The following is a 20,889-nucleotide window of genomic DNA, read 5'->3' as shown; positions in this document are numbered from 1 at the left end:
TTTTCTACGGTACTGTTCAGACTGCGAAACACAGTCTAGTGATCTTCTGCGGCATGATTCAGTGTGTACTTCGGAATCTCAACAACCAAATCTTCATCCGCAATTTTAGCCTGACAACCAAGCCGGGATTCAGGCTCCAGCCCCCACGCTTTATCAAGCATGTCATCTTCCAGTTCATCACTTTCATCCAGCGAATCAAAGCCTTCCCGGATAATGACATGACATGTGGTACACGCGCAGGATTTTTCACACGCGTGTTCGATTTCAATTCCGTTTTTCAGAGCGACATCAAGTACAGTTTCACCAGTTTCCGCTGTTAAAACTGCACCATCCGGACATAATTCCTCGTGAGGTAAAACAATAATTTTAGGCATGATTTTATTTCTCTGTTCAATCTATGTCGTTTACCGATTGTCCGGCTAAGGCTTCCCGTATGGACTTATCCATTCTCCGGGATGCAAATTCCTGACTTACCGAATCTACATCTTTAATCCCTTGTTCAATGTCAGATGCATCATCACTATTTCTTAATTCAATCAATTTTTCTATCGCACCTAATAATTCACGGCGCTCTGGCTCGCTGAGTAATTCATCACCATCAGCCTGCATCGCTGAAATCAATCCTTCTATCACCCGATCAGCTTCAACACGTTGTTCCATCAGCATTCTGACTTTCATGTCTTCTTCAGCATGATTCATTGAGTCCTTCAGCATGTCAGCAATTTCATTCTCACTCAGTCCATAGGATGGTTTCACTTGAATCTCAGCTTGGACTCCGGTGCTTTTTTCCATCGCGGTGACAGATAATAAACCATCAGCATCAACCTGATAGGTGACGCGGATATGAGCAGCGCCAGCCGCCATTGGCGGAATACCTTTCAAGGAAAAGCGGGCAAGGGAACGACAATCATCGACCATTTCACGCTCTCCCTGAACAGTATGGATCATCATCGCTGTCTGGCCATCTTTAAATGTCGTAAATTCCTGGGCCCTGGCAACCGGAATCGTCGTATTCCGGGGAATAATTTTTTCAACTAATCCACCCATTGTTTCAATGCCCAGAGACAGAGGAATCACATCGAGCAGAAGCATTTCTGAATCAGGTTTATTTCCGGCCAGAATATCAGCCTGAATCGCAGCGCCAATCGCAACGACTTCATCCGGGTTAATCGATGTCAATGGCTTACGGCCAAAGAAATCCCCAACCATATCGCGAACAAATGGCGTGCGGGTGGAACCTCCGACCATCACGACTTCATTAACTTCACTGGTATCAACCTGAGCGTCTTTCATCGCTCTTTTGCAAGACATCAGGGTTCTTTTCACTAACGGACGAATTAAGTCGTCGAGTGTTTCCCTGTCTATTTTCCCCTGCCAGCCCAACACGGAAACTTCCGTACTGTCGCTATCAGATAAAGCTATTTTTGCTTGTGTTGCCGCATCTAACAGCGTCCGGTACTCTTCCGCCGTTAAAGGCGATGAACGTTCCATAAGAGAATGAAGATAATCCGCAAGAAGATGATCAAAATCATCCCCGCCTAATGCTGAATCACCGCCAGTCGCCAACACCTCAAAAACACCTTTTGATAAGCGAAGTACTGAGATGTCGAATGTGCCACCGCCCAAGTCATAAACAGCAATGATGCCTTCCTGACCTGAATCCAGACCATAAGCAATAGCAGCTGCCGTAGGCTCGTTTAATAAACGCAGAACATGCACACCTGCAAGCCGGGCAGCTTCTTTCGTCCCGGTTCTCTGAGCATCGTCAAAATATGCAGGAACAGTGATGACAACCCCTGCCAGCTCTCCGCCTAAAGTATTTTCAGCTCTCTGCGATAAAACACGAAGAATATCAGCAGAGACCTGAATTGGATTTTTATCCCCCTGAGCTGTCTGGAAAACAGGTAAACCATTTTCACTGGGTTTCAGCCGGTAAGGTAATTTAGGATAACGGGATTGAACATCATTTAATGAGCGTCCGATTAAACGCTTCACCGAGATGATAGTATTGACAGGATCCTGTTGTGCTTTATTGTGGGCTGAGGCACCAACGATTATGTCTTCCTGACCATAGTGCACCACTGACGGTACAATCATACTGCCGGAATCATCCGCAAGTGTCGTTGCAGAACCACTCCGGACAGAAGCAACCAGCGAGTTTGTTGTTCCTAAATCAATCCCGGCAGCCAGTTTATGTTGATGAGGCGCTGCACTTTGTCCTGGTTCAGCAATTTGAAGTAGTGGCATGAATAACTTCCTTTATTGAACTAACCAAACATTTTTTCTTCGGTTTGCTCAATTTCATATTTTAATTTAGAGATAAACTTTAGCTTTCGGACGATATCTGCGGCTTGTTCCCACGAAGAAAGCTCAAATTGTTCCCGGAAATCAGCTAAATGTTCTTTATACATGCTGTTAACTCTGGTTTCAAAAGAAGAGAGTGCTTGCTCATCCGAATGTTGGTCGATCGATTCCAGCTCTTCCCGAAGCATCATTTGTTCCATAAGGAACTCAGGATCCTGCATCGTTCTTTGTTCCCCGCGAATATCGGTTCCGTGGATTAACAAAATATATTCAGCGCGAGATATTTCATTTTTCAATGTTTGATAGGCATCGTTAATTTCAGATGCTTTCCGGACCGCGATTAATCGTTCTCTCTCGGAAGAAGAAGCGAAGTTATCGGGATGAAATCTCTTTTGTAGTTCACGAAACTGAGAAGCAAGAAGGCTACCATCCAGTTCATACTGAGTTGGTAGCCCGAATAATTCAAAATAATTCATGCTGATATTAGTCCTGATTTCCCGGCTATCAAAGACAGATGGCCAAATATAACAGACACCCGACCATCAGAATGTTCTAAACATTAAAACTTTCACCGCAGCCGCATTCATTTTTTACATTCGGATTATTAAATTCGAAGCCTTCATTTAAACCCTGCTTCACGTAATCCAATTGTGTTCCGTCCAGATAAACAAGGCTTTTGGTATCAACAATCACCTTGACACCACCTGTTTCAAATACCTGATCTTCTTCATTTAATTCATCAACAAACTCCAGCACATAAGCCATACCAGAACAGCCTGTTGTTTTCACCCCTAACCTCAGACCGATGCCTTTTCCCCGGTTATCCAGAAAAGTTTTTATCCGATCTGTTGCGGTTTCAGTTAAAGTGATGGACATACGACTCCAACCCAGATTATAAGTGACAAGAAGGGAGCAGCAGCTCCCTCATTAATTATTGTTCATGTTTCTTTTTATAGTCAGCAACAGCAGCTTTGATCGCATCCTCTGCCAAAATAGAACAATGAACTTTCACTGGTGGTAGTTCCAGCTCTTCAGCAATTTCAGCATTTTTAATTGCTGCTGCTTCGTCAACTGATTTACCTTTTACCCATTCAGTAACCAGGGAACTTGATGCAATTGCACTACCACAACCATATGTCTTGAATTTAGCATCTTCGATGATACCTTGTTCAGACACTTTAATTTGCAACTTCATCACATCACCACAGGCTGGCGCACCAACCATGCCACTTCCTACCGATGGATCTTCTTTATCAAAGGATCCGACATTACGCGGGTTTTCGTAATGATCAATAACTTTATCACTATATGCCATGACTTTTACCTCTCATCCTCAGTTCAAGCAGGAATGATTAAGATTAATGATGAGCCCATTCAACAGTGCTCAAATCAACACCTTCTTTATACATATCCCATAGAGGAGACATGTCACGTAATTTATCAACCGCTACACGAATCTGCTCAACCGCGTAGTCAATTTCTTCTTCTGTTGTAAAACGGCCAAAGGAAAACCGGATTGAACTATGAGCCAGTTCATCATCCAGCCCTAAAGCCCGTAAAACATAAGATGGCTCAAGGCTGGCTGAAGTACATGCACTGCCAGAAGAAACCGCTAAATCTTTTAACGACATCAGCAGCGATTCACCTTCAACGAATGCAAAACTGATATTCAGATTATTCGGCAAACGTTGCTCTAAATCACCATTAATCGTGACTGCTTCCATGTCTTTCAGACCGGAAAGCATACGATCACGCAATTGTTTTGCATGGTCATAATCTTTTTGCATTTCTTCTTTTGCAATTCTGAATGCTTCGCCCAGACCCACAATCTGATGCGTTGGCAATGTACCAGAACGGAAACCCCGTTCATGGCCGCCACCATGCATCTGAGCTTCCAGACGAATACGAGGTTTGCGGCGAACATACAATGCACCAATGCCTTTAGGGCCGTAGATTTTATGTCCGGAAATTGAAATCAGATCAACCTTCATTTCCTGAACATCAATTGGTAATTTGCCGGCTGACTGAGCTGCATCAACATGAAAAACGATTTTACGGGCACGACACATTTCACCAATAGCTGCGATATCCTGAACCACGCCAATCTCATTATTCACATGCATGATAGAGACTAAAACCGTGTCATCTCTCATTACAGCTTCAAGCTTTTTCAGATCAATCAGACCGTTTGCTTCAGGCTCAAGATAAGTCACTTCAAATCCTTCGCGTTCAAGTTGACGACAAGGATCCAAAACAGCTTTATGTTCAGTTTTACAGGTAATGACATGCTTGCCTTTCTTGCTGTAAAAGTGCGCAGCACCTTTAATCGCAAGATTGTCAGACTCTGTTGCTCCGGACGTAAAGATAATTTCTCGGGAATCCGCATTCAACACATCAGCAATTTGTTCACGAGCTGTATCTACAGCTTCTTCTGCCTGCCAGCCATAACGATGAGAGCGAGATGCCGGGTTACCAAAAATACCATCCATCGTCATGTACTGAACCATTTTTTCAGCAACCCGGGGATCAACCGGACATGTTGCTGAATAATCAAAATATATAGGCAGTTTCATTTTTTACTCCAACGTAAAATTTACGACTAAGACCGAATGCCAGACTGCATAGTCGTTGAACTATGAGTTAAAGAACTTGAATTATTCTGAGAACGTCTCTGGCTCACCGCAAGATCAATATCCTGACGATCAGAAACAGCCAGTATCTCATTGTCATTCATCAAATCACCAAGGGTGATATTATCGAGAAAGTCACTGATACGAGAGCTGAGATCGCACCATAATGTATGGGTCAGGCAACGGGTTCCACCCTGACAGTCTCCTTTTCCGGCACACTTCGTTGCATCAACAGATTCATCAACTGCGCCAATCACATGTCCGACAGAGATACAGCCAGCTTCATTGCCTAAGCGATAGCCACCACCTGGTCCGCGCACGCTTGCAACTAATCCGGCTTTACGGAGCTTGGCAAATAATTGCTCCAGATAGGATAACGAGATTCCCTGACGTTCAGAAATATCAGCCAGAGGTACTGGATTTTGCTGCGAATGCAACGCCACATCAAGCATTGCTGTGACTGCATATCTTCCTTTTGAAGTTAATCTCATAATATTGTACCCACACCATTTATGTGGATCTGAGTGTCACATAACCAACCAAATTAGTCAAGTATTTTAACCAACTAAATTAGTCAGGTATTCTGTTCATCTATCTCTTACTTTTCAGAAGGCGATATTTTCTCAACAGAAGTTAAAATACCTCTCAGAATATTCAGCTCCTGAACTTCAGGTCTGGCACGGCTGAACAGCCGTCTCAACTTATTCATAACCTGGCCAGGCTGAGCTTCATTTATAAAATGTGTCTTACATAATACTTTTTCAAGGTGTCCGTAAAACATTTCCAGCTCATCATGCCGTGGATAGTCACCACACTCATGTTCAGGATATTCAGCCGCTTTACGGGCCATGGAAGCAACACGCATTTCATAACACAACGTTTGAACAGCCATTGCAAGATTCAGAGAACTGTATTCCGGATTGGCAGGGATAGAGACATGATAATGGCACTTTTGCAGCTCTTCATTCGTCAAGCCGGTTCTCTCTCTGCCGAAAACCAGTGCAACCGGTGATTTATCACTTTCAACTGCAAACAACTCACCACATTCACGGGGATTGAGCATCGGCCAGCTCAAAGTGCGTGAACGGGCACTCGTTCCAACAACAAGACGGCAATCATTAATAGCTTCATCAAGATTTGAGACTTTCACTGCATTCAGCGCGATATCACTGGCCCCCGCAGCAAGAGCAATCGCCTGAGCATCAACTTCACATTCAGGAGATACAAGTACCATTTGCTTTAATCCCATAACCTTCATCGCCCGGGCTGCAGAACCTATATTTCCTGAATGTGATGTTCCCACCAACACAATTTTTATCTGCTCTAACATATCATCACCATCTTTCTCAACGCGCCAGATATTAGCACAAACCTGACTGAAAGAATTGGTCTTTCACACATAAAACCGTCAATAGAACATAATTTAATCACTTTCTTTTTTGATAAATTTTGATATACTCCCGCCCGCTTTTTTTGTTCTTTAACATCTGCTGGGAAGAATCTATGCATCCAATGCTAAATATTGCGATTCGCGCTGCGCGAAAAGCCGGAAATCATATTGCTAAATCACTAGAAAACGCTGACAAAATTCAAACAACTCAGAAAGGCGTGAACGACTTTGTTACCAATGTCGATCAAGAAGCAGAATCAATTATCATTGATGTCATCAAAACGTCGTATCCTGATCATGTTATCGTTGCTGAAGAGAACGGGGTCATTGAAGGGAAAGATAAAGATGTACAATGGATCATAGACCCACTGGATGGAACAACGAACTTCATGAAGGGACTGCCTCACTTCTCAGTCTCCATTGCAGTCCGGATGAAAGGAAGAACAGAAGTCGCCTGTGTTTACGATCCGATGCTGAACGAGTTATTTACAGCTCAGCGTGGTCAGGGTGCACAATTAAATAACACCCGTATCCGGGTCAATCCCCTCAAAGATCTGAAAGGAACTGTTCTTGCTACAGGGTTCCCTTTTAAAAGCAAACAACATTCAGAATCTTATCTGAAAATTATTGCTTCTCTTTTCACCGAATGTGCCGATTTTCGCCGCACAGGCTCTGCAGCATTAGATCTTTGCTATGTTGCAGCGAACCGGGTTGATGGCTATTTTGAGCTTGGCCTGAAGCCATGGGATATGGCTGCGGGCGAATTGATTGCCAGAGAGTCAGGTGCGATTCTGACGGATTTCTCAGGCGGTACAGAATATATGAAATCCGGAAACATTGTTGCTTCAAGCCCTAAAGGAACTCAGGCTCTGATCAAACATATCAGAGAACATGGAAACAGTGCGATCTTAAAATAATCCCACAGACCAGTTATAAAAAAACCGCTGATAAGTCAGCGGTTTTTTTTCATATGAAGCTTTCTTTCTAAGGGTATTCCTCGAATTCAGCCCCTTCTTTTTCAACCTGAGGCGGCATCAAATGCTCCCGGGTAATACCCAGTTTCAGTGCCAGCGCAGAGGCCACATAAATAGAAGAGTATGTACCAACGGTGATACCCAGTAAAAGTGCCAGTGCAAACCCGTGAATCATCGCACCACCTTTCATAAACAATGCGATAACTACAAACAACGTTGTTGCTGATGTAATCAGCGTACGGCTCAATGTTTGAGTAATCGAATTATTCATCACTTCTGGCGGTTCACCTTTACGCATTTTCCGGAAGTTTTCCCGGATACGGTCAAATACAACGATCGTATCGTTCAGGGAATACCCGACAACGGTCAGCAATGCAGCAACAATCGTTAAGTCCACTTCAATTTGTAACAGTGAAAAAACGCCTAATGTGATGATGACATCGTGAGCAAGTGCCAGTACTGCACCAGCAGCCAAACGCCATTCAAACCGCATAGAAACGTAAAGCAAAATACAAATCAAAGACACAAGAATTGCCAGGCCGCCAGCTTCGGTTAATTCATCACCGACATTTGGCCCCACAAATTCAATCCGGCGCATTTCAACACTTTCACCGGTGCCTTCTTTAATCGCATTGAGAATCTGATTACCCAGCGTTTCACCTTTTACCCCTTCACGAGGACGTAAACGGACCATCACTTCCCGTGCAGAACCAAAGTTTTGCACCGTCGCATCAGAAAAGCCCTTACTTTCAAGAGAAGTACGGACAGCTTCCAGATTTGCAGGCTGATCGAAACCAACCTCAATCAAAGTACCACCGGTAAAATCTAATCCCCAGTTTAACCACTTTGTAGAAAGCGTGAATATTGAACCGGCAATCATTAAGAGTGACAGTACAAATGCAAACTTCGACCAACGCATAAAGTCGATCGCATGTTTTGCTTTAAGAATTTGAAACATATCTATTCCCAGCCTTTATCAGATCGACAATTTCTTAATACGTTTACCGCCGTAAAGCAGATTCACAACACATCGTGTTCCGATGATCGCAGTAAACATGGAGGTTAAAATACCAATCGACAATGTCACAGCAAACCCTTTGATTGCGCCGGTTCCGACCGCAAACAAAATAATCGCCGTAATCAGTGTGGTTATATTTGCATCGGCAATGGTACTAAACGCATTCGCGTATCCCTGGTGAATCGCTTGTTGTGGATTTTTACCATCACGAAGCTCTTCCCGGATCCGTTCGAAAATCAGCACGTTGGCGTCAACGGCCATCCCGACAGTCAGTACAATCCCGGCTATCCCCGGTAATGTCATGGTCGCCCCCGGAATCATCGACATCACGCCAACAATTAAAACAAGGTTGGCAAACAGTGCCAGATTCGCGATCAAACCAAATTTCCGATAATACAGCGCGGTGAATACCATAACCGCCAACATCCCCCAAAGACAGGCCTGAATACCCATATCGATATTCTGTTGCCCCATAGAAGGACCAATCGTTCGTTCTTCAACTATCGAGATTGGCGCAATCAGCGCACCTGCACGCAGCAGCAATGCTAAGTTATGTGCTTCAGCGGGAGAATCTATACCGGTAATTCTGAAGCTTCTGCCCAGGGCCGACTGAATTGTCGCCTGGTTAATCACTTCTTCATGCTTACTCAGAATTACTTTGCCTTCAGGTGTCTTACGGCCACTGTCTTTATATTCAGCAAAAACAGTTGCCATCAACTTACCGATATTCTTTTCAGAGAAAGCAGACATCTTACTGCCACCTTCACTATCCAGAGAGATATTCACCTGAGGACGACCGTATTCATCGGTACTTGAGCTTGCATCTGTAATGCTGGAACCACTCAGAATCACACGTTTTTTCAAAACAACCGGACGACCCTGACGATCCTTTTTCACTTCAGTACCAGCAGGGACTCTGCCTGCAGCCGCAGCTGCCAGATCCACACTGGTATCAACCTGACGGAATTCCAGAGTCGCTGTCGCACCCAGAATTTCTTTGGCACGTGCAGTATCCTGAACACCAGGAAGTTCAACCACAATACGGCTCGCACCCTGACGCTGAACTAAAGGTTCTGCCACCCCGAGTTCATTCACCCGGTTTCTCAGAATCTTAATATTCTGTTCAACAGAATCTTTACGAATCGCTAAAAGGCGGGCTTCAGTGTATTTTGCATTCAGCACATAACGGCCATTATTATCCCTGGCTATCAGTGTCATATCAGGATGCTTGGGCTGAAGGAGTTTCATCGCCTGATTTGCCTGCTCTTCATTACGCAGCACAATATCAACAGACTGGTTTTCTGATGTTTTAATTGAACGATAACGAATTTTCGCTTCACGCAGTTCTGTCCGGAACGCGTCTTCTTCCTGAGAAAGTAATTTGTCCATGGCCGCGTTCATATCAACTTCCATCAGGAAGTGAACACCACCACGTAAATCAAGCCCCAACTTCATTGGCGCACCACCGATGGACTCAAGCCAGTGTGGTGTAGATGCCGCCAGGTTCAAAGCAACAATGACGTTTTTACCCAGTGCATTACTAATCACATCACGTGCACTGATTTGTGTATCTGTGTCTTTAAAACGAACAAGGATTGAACCTTTCTCTAACACAGCAGATTTATAAGAAAGATGCGCTTTATCCAGCGCACTGGTAACAGTATCCAGCATTGACAACTCAACAGAAGCGCCACGCGCTCCGGTGACCTGAACTGCCGGATCTTCACCGTAGATGTTTGGAAGTGCATACAATGCAGAAACGGCGATAATCAATACCACCATAATGTACTTCCATAATGGATAACGGTTAAGCACAGCGAGGATCCTCTGGCCGTTTATAGAGATTTAAGCGTACCTTTAGGCAACACTGCAGTAACAAAATCTTTTTTAATGACAACTTCATTGTTCTGATTTAATTCAATCGAAATGAAATCATTATCTTCAGCGATTTTAGTAATCTTACCCACAAGACCACCACTGGTCAGAACTTCATCACCTTTTGACATTGATGCCATCAGGTTCTTATGTTCTTTCACACGCTTTGATTGTGGCCGGAAAATCATGAAGTAAAAAATCACAGCAAAAACTGCCAGCATGATCAGCATTTCAAAACCACCACCAGGTGGCACACCTTCGCCCGCGGCATGGGCAACTGAAATTAAACTCATTGAGAACGTCCTCTGATTTTATTGTTGTAAAATATAAAATATATTCATCTTAGTTGGGTTAAACGAAACGAAATTCAACCTTACACCGGGAAATTGCGTATCACTTAACCCGTTTATACCTGACCAACAGGCGGTACATCTCTGTCTCGTCTCGCATAAAAATCTGTTACAAATTCTTCAAAACGATCCGCTTCTATCGCCTGACGAATACTTGCCATTAACCGTTGATAGTAACGCAGATTATGGATGGTATTGAGGCGCGCGCCCAAAATCTCGTTACAGCGATCAAGATGATGCAAGTAGGATTTAGAGTAGTTCTTGCAGGTATAACAATCACACTCAGGATCCAGTGGAGTCGTATCTGTTTTATGTCTGGCATTGCGGATTTTTACCACACCACCTGTCACAAACAAATGACCATTTCTCGCATTCCGCGTCGGCATCACACAATCAAACATGTCAACCCCGCGGCGAACACCTTCAACCAAATCTTCAGGCTTACCAACCCCCATCAGATAACGGGGTTTATCTTCAGGTAATAAAGGACAGGTGTGCTCCAGAATACGATGCATATCTTCTTTAGGTTCACCAACAGCTAACCCTCCAACAGCATAGCCATCAAATCCTATATCTGTCAGCCCTTTCGCAGAAATATCGCGCAAATCTTCATAAACACTTCCCTGAACAATCCCAAATAAAGAATTTGGATTTTCCAGCTTGTCAAAATGGTCACGAGAGCGTTTTGCCCACCGTAAAGACATCTCCATAGAACTTCTGGCTTCGTCATGAGTCGCGGGATACGGTGTACATTCATCGAAAATCATCACAACATCGGAGCCTAAGTCATTCTGGATTTCCATTGACTTTTCCGCATCCATGAAGATTTTTTCACCATTAACCGGATTGCGGAAATGTACCCCTTCTTCGGTAATTTTCCTGATATCGCCGAGACTAAACACCTGGAAACCACCGGAATCAGTCAGAATAGGCCCCTGCCAGTTCATAAAATCATGTAAATCGCCGTGCATTTTCATGATTTCCTGGCCAGGACGCAGCCACAAATGGAATGTATTTCCCAGCAGAATTTCTGCGCCGGTATCTTTAACTTCTTCAGGCGTCATGCCTTTGACTGTACCATATGTGCCAACAGGCATAAACGCAGGGGTCTGAACAGTCCCCCGCTCAAACTGAATTTGCCCGCGACGGGCATTCCCGTTTTTCTTCTTCAGTTCAAATTTTAATTTCACAACGCCTCCAAAATGCCAGAGAAACAATCTGACGGTCTGCGAACAGCATGATTCACTTTCACCCGTTCTTTTTTTCTATAAACATCGCATCCCCGTAACTGAAAAAGCGATACTTCTCTTTTACTGCATGCTGATAAGCTTTCATCACATGCTCATAACCGGCAAATGCACTGACCAACATGATTAAAGTTGATTCAGGCAAATGAAAATTTGTAATCAGGCAATCAATGACCTGATACTCGTACCCCGGATAAATAAATATACTGGTGTCACCAAAAAACGGAGCGAGACCCGTACCATTTTTCAGTCCATTCTGAGCTGCACTTTCCAGCGAGCGCACAGATGTGGTACCAACTGCGATCACTCTTCCACCACGTACTTTGGTGGTCTGAATCGCATCAACCACTTCCTGAGAAACTTCAACATACTCAGCATGCATATGGTGATCATTAATGTTATCAACACGGACCGGCTGAAACGTTCCTGCACCAACATGAAGCGTAACGTAAGCCATTTCGACACCTTTCGCCGAAATTTGTTCAAGTAATTCATCGTCAAAGTGCAGCCCGGCTGTTGGTGCTGCCACCGCGCCCGGTTTTTTGTTATACACCGTCTGATAACGCTCTTTATCTGCATCCTCATCCGGCCGGTCAATATAAGGTGGCAACGGCATATGACCAATGTCATCCAAAATGTCTAATACTGGCCGTTCACTTTCGAAACGAATCTCAAATAATGCCTCCTGACGGGAAACCATTGTTGCCTGATATTCATCCTGTTCTCCTAAAAACAGAGCAGCACCCGGTTTAGGGGCTTTGGATGAACGAACGTGAGCCAGAATATGATGCTCATCTAAAATCCGCTCAACCAGGACTTCAATCTTTCCGCCGGAGGATTTGCGGCCAAACATACGCGCAGGAATCACCCTGGTATTGTTAAAAACCAGTAAGTCTCCCGGAGCAACAAGATCCAGAACATCTTTAAAGGCACCGTCGGCTACGGCTCCGGTATTTCCGTTTAACTGCAGAAGGCGACTGGCACTTCGCTCTGATTTAGGATACCGGGCAATCAGTTCATCCGGTAAGTCAAAGTAAAAATCTGAAACTTGCATGGTTCCTGTCTTCATTGAATTCGATTGGCTCATTTGCAGCGCGGTAGTATATACGGAAATTTTTCTCAACGGCAGAACATTTAGTAAATTCATTTGGGTCTGTTAACCTTTCGGGTTCAAATTTTGTTCAATCTAAAAGTCAACAGCCCCTCGTCATGGATGAGTATTTTTCAGGAAAAAAGAGAAAGGGACGAACAAATCTCACCCTGCGCAGCCAGAAACAACTATATTCAAATTAAGCATTGTTGTTGTCACAGCCACATGATGAACTGCGGGAGAACTTACCGGCAAAAACATCTTGCTTAAGAAATTCCGGTTCCGTGTGTTAAGGAGTTTGCCATGATAAAAATTGAAGACATGATGACCCGTCACCCACACACATTGCTGCCATCGAATACAATCGAAGATGCACTGTCGCTCATGACTGAACACGACATCAGGCATGTTCCTGTTGTCAACGAAAGTAACAAGTTACTCGGTATAGTCTCCCACAGAGATATCCTCAAAGCTCAGGATTCCAGCCTGGATAAAGCGCATACCAACGGCACACACCGCCCCTATGTATATCCGCTTTCAGATATTATGAATAAAAATATCATGACGGTTTCCCCAATCGCCGGGCTGAAAGAAAGCGCGATTTTCATGCAGAAACATAAAGTGGGCTGCCTGCCGATTATCGATCATGGCCAGTTAACCGGCATTATTACTGATAGTGATTTTGTTTCAATTGCGATTAACCTGCTGGAACTTCAGGAAGAAACAGAACCGGATGAAATTGACCCGGAAGATGAAATCGAATCAGACGAACTCGAACCGGATGAAATCAACAGAAAAAGATAGAAAACAAACCCTTGAGGCTGTGAGAAAACCTTAAGGCATCAGAAGAAAAAATAAAGCCGGAGCATCTATCGCCCCGGCAGTTATCAACGCTTCATCAGAAGTCATCAATCAGAACTGATCTTCTTCTGTTGAGCCTGTCAGTGCTGTAACAGAAGACTGCCCGCCCTGAATGGTGTTGGTCATTTTGTCAAAATAACCTGTGCCAACTTCCTGCTGGTGAGCCACAAAACTATAGCCTTTCTCAGCAGCTTCAAACTCCGGACGCTGTACTTTTTCAACGTAATGACGCATTCCTTCACCCTGAGCATAAGCATGTGCCAGGTCAAACATGTTAAACCACATGTTATGAATACCCGCCAGCGTGATGAACTGATAACGATATCCCATATCGGCAAGCGCCTGCTGGAATTTCGCAATCGTCTTCTCATCCAGGTTCTTTTCCCAGTTAAATGAAGGTGAACAGTTATAAGCCAGCAATTGATCCGGATATTGTTCATGAATCGCTTCAGCAAATTGCCGTGCTTCATCCAGATCTGGTTTTGCCGTTTCACACCAGACTAAATCTGCATATGGCGCATAAGCCAGTCCACGGGAAATCGCCTGATCGATCCCGGCTTTCACCCGGTAAAAACCTTCAGCGGTGCGTTCGCCGATGATGAAATCTTTATCATAAGGGTCACAATCTGATGTCAGCAAATCAGCGGCATTCGCATCTGTTCTTGCTATCACCAACGTTGTGGTTCCGGCAACGTCCGCCGCAAGCCGGGCTGCAATTAATTTTTGCACGGCTTCCTGAGTCGGAACTAATACTTTTCCACCCATGTGACCACATTTTTTAACCGATGCCAGCTGATCTTCGAAGTGAACACCGGCAGCACCTGATTCAATCATTTTTTTCATCAGTTCATAGGCGTTTAAAACACCACCAAATCCTGCCTCTGCATCAGCAACAATCGGTAAGAAATAGTCAGTTCCGCCTTCATCTTCCGGAGACTGGCCATTGGACCACTGAATCTGATCAGCCCGGCGGAAGGCATTATTAATTCTTTCAACAACAGCCGGAACAGAATCAACCGGATATAAAGACTGATCAGGGTACATCGTCGATGCAGTATTATTATCTGCGGCAACCTGCCAGCCAGATAAATAAATCGCTTCAATGCCGGCTTTTGCCTGCTGAACTGCCTGCCCGCCGGTTAAAGCACCTAAACAGTTCACATAACCTTTTTTCGCGCTGCCGTTGACCAGCGACCACAGTTTATCTGCCCCCATTTGCGACAGTGTATGTTCAGGCATCACGGAACCTCTGAGTGCAACGACTTCTTCAGCCGAATAGGTTCTCTTTACATGCTTCCAGCGGGGGTTGGTTGCCCAGTCTTTTTCCAGTGCTTCAATTTGCTGACGACGAGTCAATGTCATAGTTCTGTCCTTCCTTTATCTGCGCCGGGTTCTCCGGCAGTCTGACCTTTACTCTCTCAGTCCACCCCTGAGGCAGAGACAGACTGAGAAATCCTGTTTCACGTTTCATTATTATTTAATTCAGGATAAATATTCGTATCCTGGTACGGTTAAAAAGTCCGTCAGTTCATCGCTGACTGTCAGCGATTTCATCAGTTGTGCCGCCTGTTCAAACTGGCCGGACTGAAAACGGGTTGCGCCGATTTCATTTTTGACCACTTCAATCTCTTCCAGCAGATACTGCTCAAATAAAGCCTTCGTCACGATCTCACCGTTACTGAGTGACTTACCATGCTTTATCCACTGCCAGATAGAGGTTCTGGAAATTTCAGCGGTTGCGGCATCTTCCATCAATCCATAAATAGGCACACATCCATTTCCGGAAATCCAGGCTTCGATATACTGCAAAGCCACCCGGATGTTGTGCCGCATGCCAGCTTCTGTCCGTTCTCCTTCGCAGGGCATGAGCAGCTCTTCAGCACGGATTGGCGTATCAGATTCGCGGCTCACATCCAGCTGATTTGAACGCTCTCCGAAAAAACTGTTCATGACGGACATTGCCGTATCCGCCAGTCCGGGGTGTGCAACCCAGGTACCATCATGGCCATTCGCCCCTTCAAGTGATTTATCGTGGCGGATTTTTTCCTGAACCAGTTTATTTTGCTCCGGATCTTTCGCAGGAATAAAAGCAGCCATTCCCCCCATTGCAAAGGCTCCACGACGGTGGCAGGTCCGGATTAACAGGCGGGAATAAGCATTCAGAAATGGCTTATCCATCGTCACCACCTGGCGGTCCGGCAGAATACGATCCGGGTAGTTTTTCAATGTTTTAATATAGCTGAAGATATAGTCCCAACGGCCACAATTCAGCCCGACAATGTGCTCTTTGAGTGAGAAGAGGATTTCATCCATTTCAAATACAGCCGGTAAGGTTTCGATCAACACAGTCGCTTTGATCGTTCCGGTATCTAAACCAAAATACGACTCAGTAAAATGGAAAACATCACTCCACCATTTCGCTTCCTGATAAGCCTGCAACTTCGGCAGATAGAAATAAGGACCACTGCCTTTTTTCAGCAGCGCACGATAGTTATTAAAGAAATATAATGCGAAATCAAACAAAGCACCGGGAATTTGCTGGCCGTCAAACGTGACATGTTTTTCCCGTAAATGCAGCCCACGTACCCGACATATCAATACTGCCGGATCATCTTCCAGCTGATACTGTTTTCCTGTTTCAGGATTTTGGTACTCGATTGTCTCATTCACTGCATCATATAAATTGACCTGCCCATCAAGCAGTTTGGACCACTCAGGACACATCGAATCTTCAAAATCAGCCATGAAGACTTTAACATTCGCATTCAATGCATTAATCACCATCTTGCGATCGGTCGGTCCGGTAATTTCGACTCTGCGATCCTGTATATCTTCAGGAATACCAAGAATCTTCCAGCTTCCTTCGCGGATATCACTTGTTTCAGGCAGAAAATCAGGCAGCTCGCCCTGATCTATTTTTGCCTGACGAACTTCCCGCTTCTCTAATAAATCTCCGACCCGCGACGCAAAGCGCTCACATAATTCAGCCAAAAAGATCTGAGCATCCTGTGAAATGATATGTTGCTGCCCGTCGGATATATTTCCGTGAATTTGAAAACGCTCATCCATTGATTTCTGGCCGGAAGACAGTGTTTTTTCTTCAGACAATGGTTCCATCATAATATTAATTTCCTCACACAGGTATTTCATTTGTAAATTTCAAACAACATCAAATCAGTAACCAGAATTCTTATATAACTCAAATATATAGAGACATCACATGCTGTTTATAAATAATTAATCAGCTCAAAAACCCCAGACAGACTTAATTGCCCGGTCATAAGAACTCTAGGAAATAAGTTGAATTTTTTAAAGAAAAGAAACGGAGAAAATTAAATTTCGATAGATCATACTATCTATATAAAATACCAAAATGAAAATTTATTACGTAATAAAATCACAGAAGATAAAAAAGCAGTTGAGTATAAAGATAACTTACTATCTGATTTCACTTAAATTAAAAAATGATGTTCCGGATGATGACCGAAAAAGACTTGTTAAATTGGCACTGTAAAAATTTACTATTTTATGAAAACTTCAACCATTTACTGCTGTAAAATTTCACAGATAAAAAATCACAAAAAGAATAAAATTCTAATTAAAATTCACTTTACAGCAATAAATATAGACAATTAAATCTTCTAAAGCAGTTCTGAGACTAAATCAGCTAAGTGCTCAAAGACCTGACTCCGCGAAGAACTGGGACGCCAAACCAATCCAATCAATCTGTATGCATTCTGACCTGGTGGTTCAACCGTGACAAGATTCTGATTTTCCAGCAATCCGTGATCAATCGCCATCTGCGGAATAAAGGTTGTTCCCAGGCCATTTGCAACCATCTGAACCAAAGTATGGAGACTTGTTGCTGAAAACGGATTAATCTTCGTTTTATCCGTTAGTTTGCAGGCTGACACAGCATGGTCGGTCAAACAATGTTCATTTTCCAGTAAAAAAACAGATTCATCCGGTAAATCGTCATAACGAATCGGCACCGGAATATGATCGACCTGATTCTGGCTGATAATCATCCGGAATGGATCTTTTCCCACAATCCGGCTCTCCATCTTTCCTATATCAACAGGCAATGCCAAAACAAGAACATCCAGATCGCCATGATGCAGTGCCTGAAGCAAGTTTGTGGTCGTATCTTCCCGGAGCAGCAAGTGCAATTTGGGATAACGCTGATTCACCTCCTGGACCAAATCACCGAGCAGAAAAGGAGCAATCGTCGGAATACAGCCGATTTTTAACTGCCCTTCCATGACATTGTCCTGGCATAACCGGCCTAATTCGATCAAATCCTGCCCTTTTGCCAGTAATTCCCGGCCCTGACTCACTACCAGTTCTCCCACGTGGGTAAAGACTAACGGACTCTTTTTGTCCTTCTTTTCGTAAAGCGGACATCCAACCAGCTCTTCAAGATTTTGTATGCCTTTACTCAGCGTAGACTGGCTGACAAAACACCGCTCAGCAGCCTCACTAAAGTGACGGGTCTCATATAATGTCATCAAATAATAGATTTGTTTCAGGCTGGGCCACTTATTCATAAAACAATTACAACCTCATTCATAAGACAATGACAACCTCAGAAAAATAGTCAGCGTTCAGCATACCTTGGTTCATCGCTTTTTTCGATGAACTCAATCTATTTATTTCGCTTTTTTCTATCCTGAAATATGGTCTATAGTTGTTTCATACAAACGGGAAGCCGGAAACATCCGGTATAAATTGTTTGGAAATTAAAATAATTCTTAGGAGCAAAAAAATGGTACTAGTTGGTCGTCAAGCCCCTGACTTTACTGCCGGAGCGGTTCTTGGAAACGGTGAAATTGTAGATAACTTCAATCTGAAAGATTTCATCAAAGGTAAAAAAGCTGTTCTGTTTTTCTACCCTCTGGATTTCACTTTTGTTTGTCCGTCAGAGATTATTGCATTTGATAAGCGTCTGTCTGATTTCCAGGAAAAAGGCTGTGAAGTGATCGGTGTTTCTATCGATTCAGTATTTTCTCACAACGCATGGCGTAACACTGCAATTGATAATGGCGGTATTGGCCCGGTTAAATATCCATTAGTTGCCGATACAACACATGAAATTGTTAACGCTTATGACGTTGCAGATCCAAACGGTCCCGGAATCGCACTGCGTGGCTCTTTCCTGATTGATGAAACAGGTTTTGTTCGTCATCAGGTGATCAACGATGGCCCTCTGGGACGTAATATCGATGAAATGCTGCGTATGGTTGATGCACTAAACTTCCACCAGGAGCACGGCGAAGTGTGTCCGGCTCAGTGGGAAAAAGGAAAAGAAGGCATGAAAGCCTCTCCTGAAGGTGTTGCAGCTTACCTCTCTGAACATACAACTGACCTTGATAAAAAATAATCACCAAAGCATGCCTTACTCAACAAAGGCAGAGGTTGGACAATAATAAAGCAATACCCTGAAAAATTAGTATAAAAGTAAAGCCCTTCTCAAAACCGGAGCCTGCGCTCCGGTTTTTTTTTGCTCAGAAAAAGACTGACCGGCAAAAGAGTCACCGGTTCAAAGAGATCACAAAGAGATCGGAAGAATGGAAACCTACTCTTTACGCAGCACTTCTTCGATGGACTGCTCATCCAGATGGCGGACATCTTTTCCTTTCACAAAATAAATAATATATTCACAAATATTCTGGCACCGGTCCCCAACCCGCTCAATCGCACGGGCTGACCACATCACCTGAAGAATATGCGGTATATTTTTCGTGTCTTCCATCATATAAGTCATTAACTGGCGAATCACGGCTTCATACTCTGCATCCAGATTATCATCCAGTTTATGAACTTCTGCGGCGGCTTCAATATCCATCCGGGCGAAAGCATCAAGCACCTGATGCAGCATGGCTATGGCCTGACGACAAAGCGGTTCAAGTGACACCTGAAACCTGCGCTCTTTCAGATCCGGGGTTTCAATTGCGACATAAGCCATCTTAGCCGCAACATCACCAATACGTTCAAGGTCGGTGATGGTTTTAATAATCGCAATCACCAAACGCAGATCCTTCGCTGTCGGCTGACGTTTCGCAATGATCCGGGTGCACGCTTCATCAATTGAGACTTCCATGGCATTCACTTTATGATCATCGCGAATCACCTGTCGGGCTAATTCAATATCCTGCTTATGGAGAGCCTGCATGGCAAATGACAGTTGCTGCTCAACCAGCCCACCCATCGTTAATACGTTTGTTCTGATAGATTCCAGCTCGGCATTAAATTGTCCAGAAATATGACGTCCCAATTGCATAAATAATCCCGGTTTAACCTTGTGTAAAACACGTCATGTGTTGATTCAAAATTACCCATAACGTCCTGTTATATAATCTTCTGTCTGCTTTTTCACCGGTGAAGTGAAAATAGAGTCCGTATCTGCGTACTCGATCAATTTTCCCATATGAATAAAAGCGGTGTAATCACTCACTCTTGCTGCCTGCTGCATATTATGAGTCACTATCACGACAGTATATTTCGTTTTCAGTTCATTCATCAGCTCTTCAATCGTCAGGGTTGATATCGGGTCCAGTGCCGATGTCGGTTCATCCAGTAAAAGAATCTCAGGTTCAATGGCTATTGCACGAGCTATAACTAACCGCTGCTGTTGCCCCCCGGATAAACCAAAAGCATTTTCATGTAACCTGTCTTTCACTTCGTCCCACAATGCCGCAGATCTCAATGAACGTTCAACTGCATCATCAAGCACCCGGGTGTCTTTAATTCCCTGCAGCCTCAAACCATAGACAACATTTTCATAAATAGATTTCGGAAAAGGATTCGGGCGTTGAAAAACCATCCCAACCCGGCGGCGTAATGTTGCGACATCAACAGACGGCGAATAAATATCCTGACCATGTAACCGGACTTCCCCGCTAACCTGACATCCTTCAACCAGATCGTTCATCCGGTTCAAACAGCGTAACAACGTTGACTTCCCACACCCGGAAGGTCCGATAAAAGCAGTGACTAATCCTTTGGGAATCCGCATCGAAATATCATGTAACGCCTGCTTTCCCTGATAACATAAACTTAAGCGTTCAATATCAATCGCTGTTTGCTGGCTGGTTAAATGATGAACATCTACCGGCAGTTGAAAACCAACCGGAGAATTAAATGGCTCCAT

21 protein-coding genes are annotated in these 20,889 nt (G+C 44.0%); 3 read left to right on the top strand and 18 right to left on the bottom strand.

Features of this window, described 5'->3' with window-relative positions; translation table 11 throughout:
• Positions 1-35: 35 nt before the first annotated feature.
• The 8 genes from fdx to trmJ form a co-directional block, all read right to left on the bottom strand.
• Positions 36-374, bottom strand: a complete 339-nt coding sequence (gene fdx, locus OC443_RS04735) for an ISC system 2Fe-2S type ferredoxin (protein ID WP_073585550.1) — start codon at positions 372-374, stop codon at positions 36-38.
• Between the two features lie 16 nt (positions 375-390).
• Positions 391-2,247, bottom strand: a complete 1,857-nt coding sequence (gene hscA, locus OC443_RS04730; RefSeq protein WP_073585551.1) for a Fe-S protein assembly chaperone HscA — start codon at positions 2,245-2,247, stop codon at positions 391-393.
• Positions 2,248-2,267: 20 nt separating this feature from the next.
• The gene (hscB, locus tag OC443_RS04725; RefSeq protein ID WP_073585552.1) at positions 2,268-2,780 is read right to left on the bottom strand and encodes a co-chaperone HscB; all 513 of its coding nucleotides are present in this window, start codon (positions 2,778-2,780) and stop codon (positions 2,268-2,270) included.
• 76 nt (positions 2,781-2,856) lie between these two features.
• Complete coding sequence (gene iscA / locus OC443_RS04720; protein WP_073585553.1) at positions 2,857-3,180, bottom strand: iron-sulfur cluster assembly protein IscA; 324 nt, start codon at positions 3,178-3,180, stop codon at positions 2,857-2,859.
• A 55-nt stretch (positions 3,181-3,235) separates the two neighbouring features.
• The gene (iscU, locus tag OC443_RS04715; protein ID WP_073585554.1) at positions 3,236-3,619 is read right to left on the bottom strand and encodes a Fe-S cluster assembly scaffold IscU; all 384 of its coding nucleotides are present in this window, start codon (positions 3,617-3,619) and stop codon (positions 3,236-3,238) included.
• 43 nt (positions 3,620-3,662) lie between these two features.
• Entirely contained in the window at positions 3,663-4,877 is a 1,215-nt protein-coding gene (locus tag OC443_RS04710; protein WP_073585555.1) for an IscS subfamily cysteine desulfurase, read from the bottom strand.
• A gap of 26 nt (positions 4,878-4,903) precedes the next feature.
• Positions 4,904-5,425: a Fe-S cluster assembly transcriptional regulator IscR gene (gene iscR / locus OC443_RS04705; protein ID WP_073585556.1), complete on the bottom strand. Its 522-nt coding sequence runs from the start codon at positions 5,423-5,425 to the stop codon at positions 4,904-4,906.
• Positions 5,426-5,532: 107 nt separating this feature from the next.
• The gene (gene trmJ / locus OC443_RS04700) at positions 5,533-6,264 is read right to left on the bottom strand and encodes a tRNA (cytosine(32)/uridine(32)-2'-O)-methyltransferase TrmJ (RefSeq protein WP_073585557.1); all 732 of its coding nucleotides are present in this window, start codon (positions 6,262-6,264) and stop codon (positions 5,533-5,535) included.
• A 173-nt stretch (positions 6,265-6,437) separates the two neighbouring features.
• Here trmJ and suhB point away from each other — a divergent pair, with 173 nt between their 5' ends.
• Entirely contained in the window at positions 6,438-7,241 is an 804-nt protein-coding gene (gene suhB, locus OC443_RS04695; RefSeq protein ID WP_073585558.1) for an inositol-1-monophosphatase, read from the top strand.
• A 67-nt stretch (positions 7,242-7,308) separates the two neighbouring features.
• On the opposite strand, the gene secF is transcribed toward suhB, so the two are convergent.
• From secF to queA, 5 genes are all read right to left on the bottom strand, one after another.
• Positions 7,309-8,256, bottom strand: coding sequence for a protein translocase subunit SecF (gene secF, locus OC443_RS04690; protein WP_073585559.1), 948 nt, complete (start codon positions 8,254-8,256; stop codon positions 7,309-7,311).
• 18 nt (positions 8,257-8,274) lie between these two features.
• Entirely contained in the window at positions 8,275-10,131 is a 1,857-nt protein-coding gene (gene secD, locus OC443_RS04685) for a protein translocase subunit SecD (protein ID WP_073585560.1), read from the bottom strand.
• Positions 10,132-10,151: 20 nt separating this feature from the next.
• Positions 10,152-10,484, bottom strand: a complete 333-nt coding sequence (gene yajC / locus OC443_RS04680; protein ID WP_073585561.1) for a preprotein translocase subunit YajC — start codon at positions 10,482-10,484, stop codon at positions 10,152-10,154.
• 113 nt (positions 10,485-10,597) lie between these two features.
• Positions 10,598-11,731, bottom strand: a complete 1,134-nt coding sequence (tgt, locus tag OC443_RS04675; protein ID WP_073585562.1) for a tRNA guanosine(34) transglycosylase Tgt — start codon at positions 11,729-11,731, stop codon at positions 10,598-10,600.
• A gap of 58 nt (positions 11,732-11,789) precedes the next feature.
• Positions 11,790-12,842, bottom strand: a complete 1,053-nt coding sequence (gene queA / locus OC443_RS04670) for a tRNA preQ1(34) S-adenosylmethionine ribosyltransferase-isomerase QueA (RefSeq protein ID WP_073585563.1) — start codon at positions 12,840-12,842, stop codon at positions 11,790-11,792.
• 339 nt (positions 12,843-13,181) lie between these two features.
• Here queA and OC443_RS04665 point away from each other — a divergent pair, with 339 nt between their 5' ends.
• Entirely contained in the window at positions 13,182-13,682 is a 501-nt protein-coding gene (locus OC443_RS04665; RefSeq protein ID WP_073585564.1) for a CBS domain-containing protein, read from the top strand.
• Between the two features lie 108 nt (positions 13,683-13,790).
• On the opposite strand, the gene aceA is transcribed toward OC443_RS04665, so the two are convergent.
• From aceA to OC443_RS04650, 3 genes are all read right to left on the bottom strand, one after another.
• Positions 13,791-15,101 carry an isocitrate lyase gene (aceA, locus tag OC443_RS04660; protein WP_073585565.1) on the bottom strand — a complete coding sequence of 437 codons (1,311 nt, stop codon included), beginning with the start codon at positions 15,099-15,101 and terminating at the stop codon, positions 13,791-13,793.
• A gap of 120 nt (positions 15,102-15,221) precedes the next feature.
• Positions 15,222-16,808 (bottom strand): malate synthase A, encoded by a 1,587-nt coding sequence (gene aceB / locus OC443_RS04655; RefSeq protein ID WP_234976443.1) that lies wholly within the window; start codon positions 16,806-16,808, stop codon positions 15,222-15,224.
• Positions 16,809-17,380: 572 nt separating this feature from the next.
• Positions 17,381-18,286 carry a hydrogen peroxide-inducible genes activator gene (locus OC443_RS04650; protein WP_073585566.1) on the bottom strand — a complete coding sequence of 302 codons (906 nt, stop codon included), beginning with the start codon at positions 18,284-18,286 and terminating at the stop codon, positions 17,381-17,383.
• Between the two features lie 218 nt (positions 18,287-18,504).
• On the opposite strand from OC443_RS04650, the gene OC443_RS04645 reads away from it, so the two are divergent.
• Entirely contained in the window at positions 18,505-19,119 is a 615-nt protein-coding gene (locus OC443_RS04645; RefSeq protein ID WP_073585567.1) for a peroxiredoxin, read from the top strand.
• A gap of 195 nt (positions 19,120-19,314) precedes the next feature.
• Here the strand turns inward: OC443_RS04645 and phoU are convergent, their stop codons facing one another.
• Complete coding sequence (phoU, locus tag OC443_RS04640; RefSeq protein ID WP_073585568.1) at positions 19,315-20,019, bottom strand: phosphate signaling complex protein PhoU; 705 nt, start codon at positions 20,017-20,019, stop codon at positions 19,315-19,317.
• Between the two features lie 51 nt (positions 20,020-20,070).
• Positions 20,071-20,889: a phosphate ABC transporter ATP-binding protein PstB gene (pstB, locus tag OC443_RS04635; protein WP_073585569.1), complete on the bottom strand. Its 819-nt coding sequence runs from the start codon at positions 20,887-20,889 to the stop codon at positions 20,071-20,073.

It is taken from the genome of Vibrio quintilis (genome assembly GCF_024529975.1).
GTDB classification, from domain to species: Bacteria; Pseudomonadota; Gammaproteobacteria; order Enterobacterales; family Vibrionaceae; genus Vibrio; species Vibrio quintilis.
The sequence above is the reverse complement of the archived record's forward strand: the minus strand, read 5'-3'. Positions and strand labels throughout refer to the sequence as shown.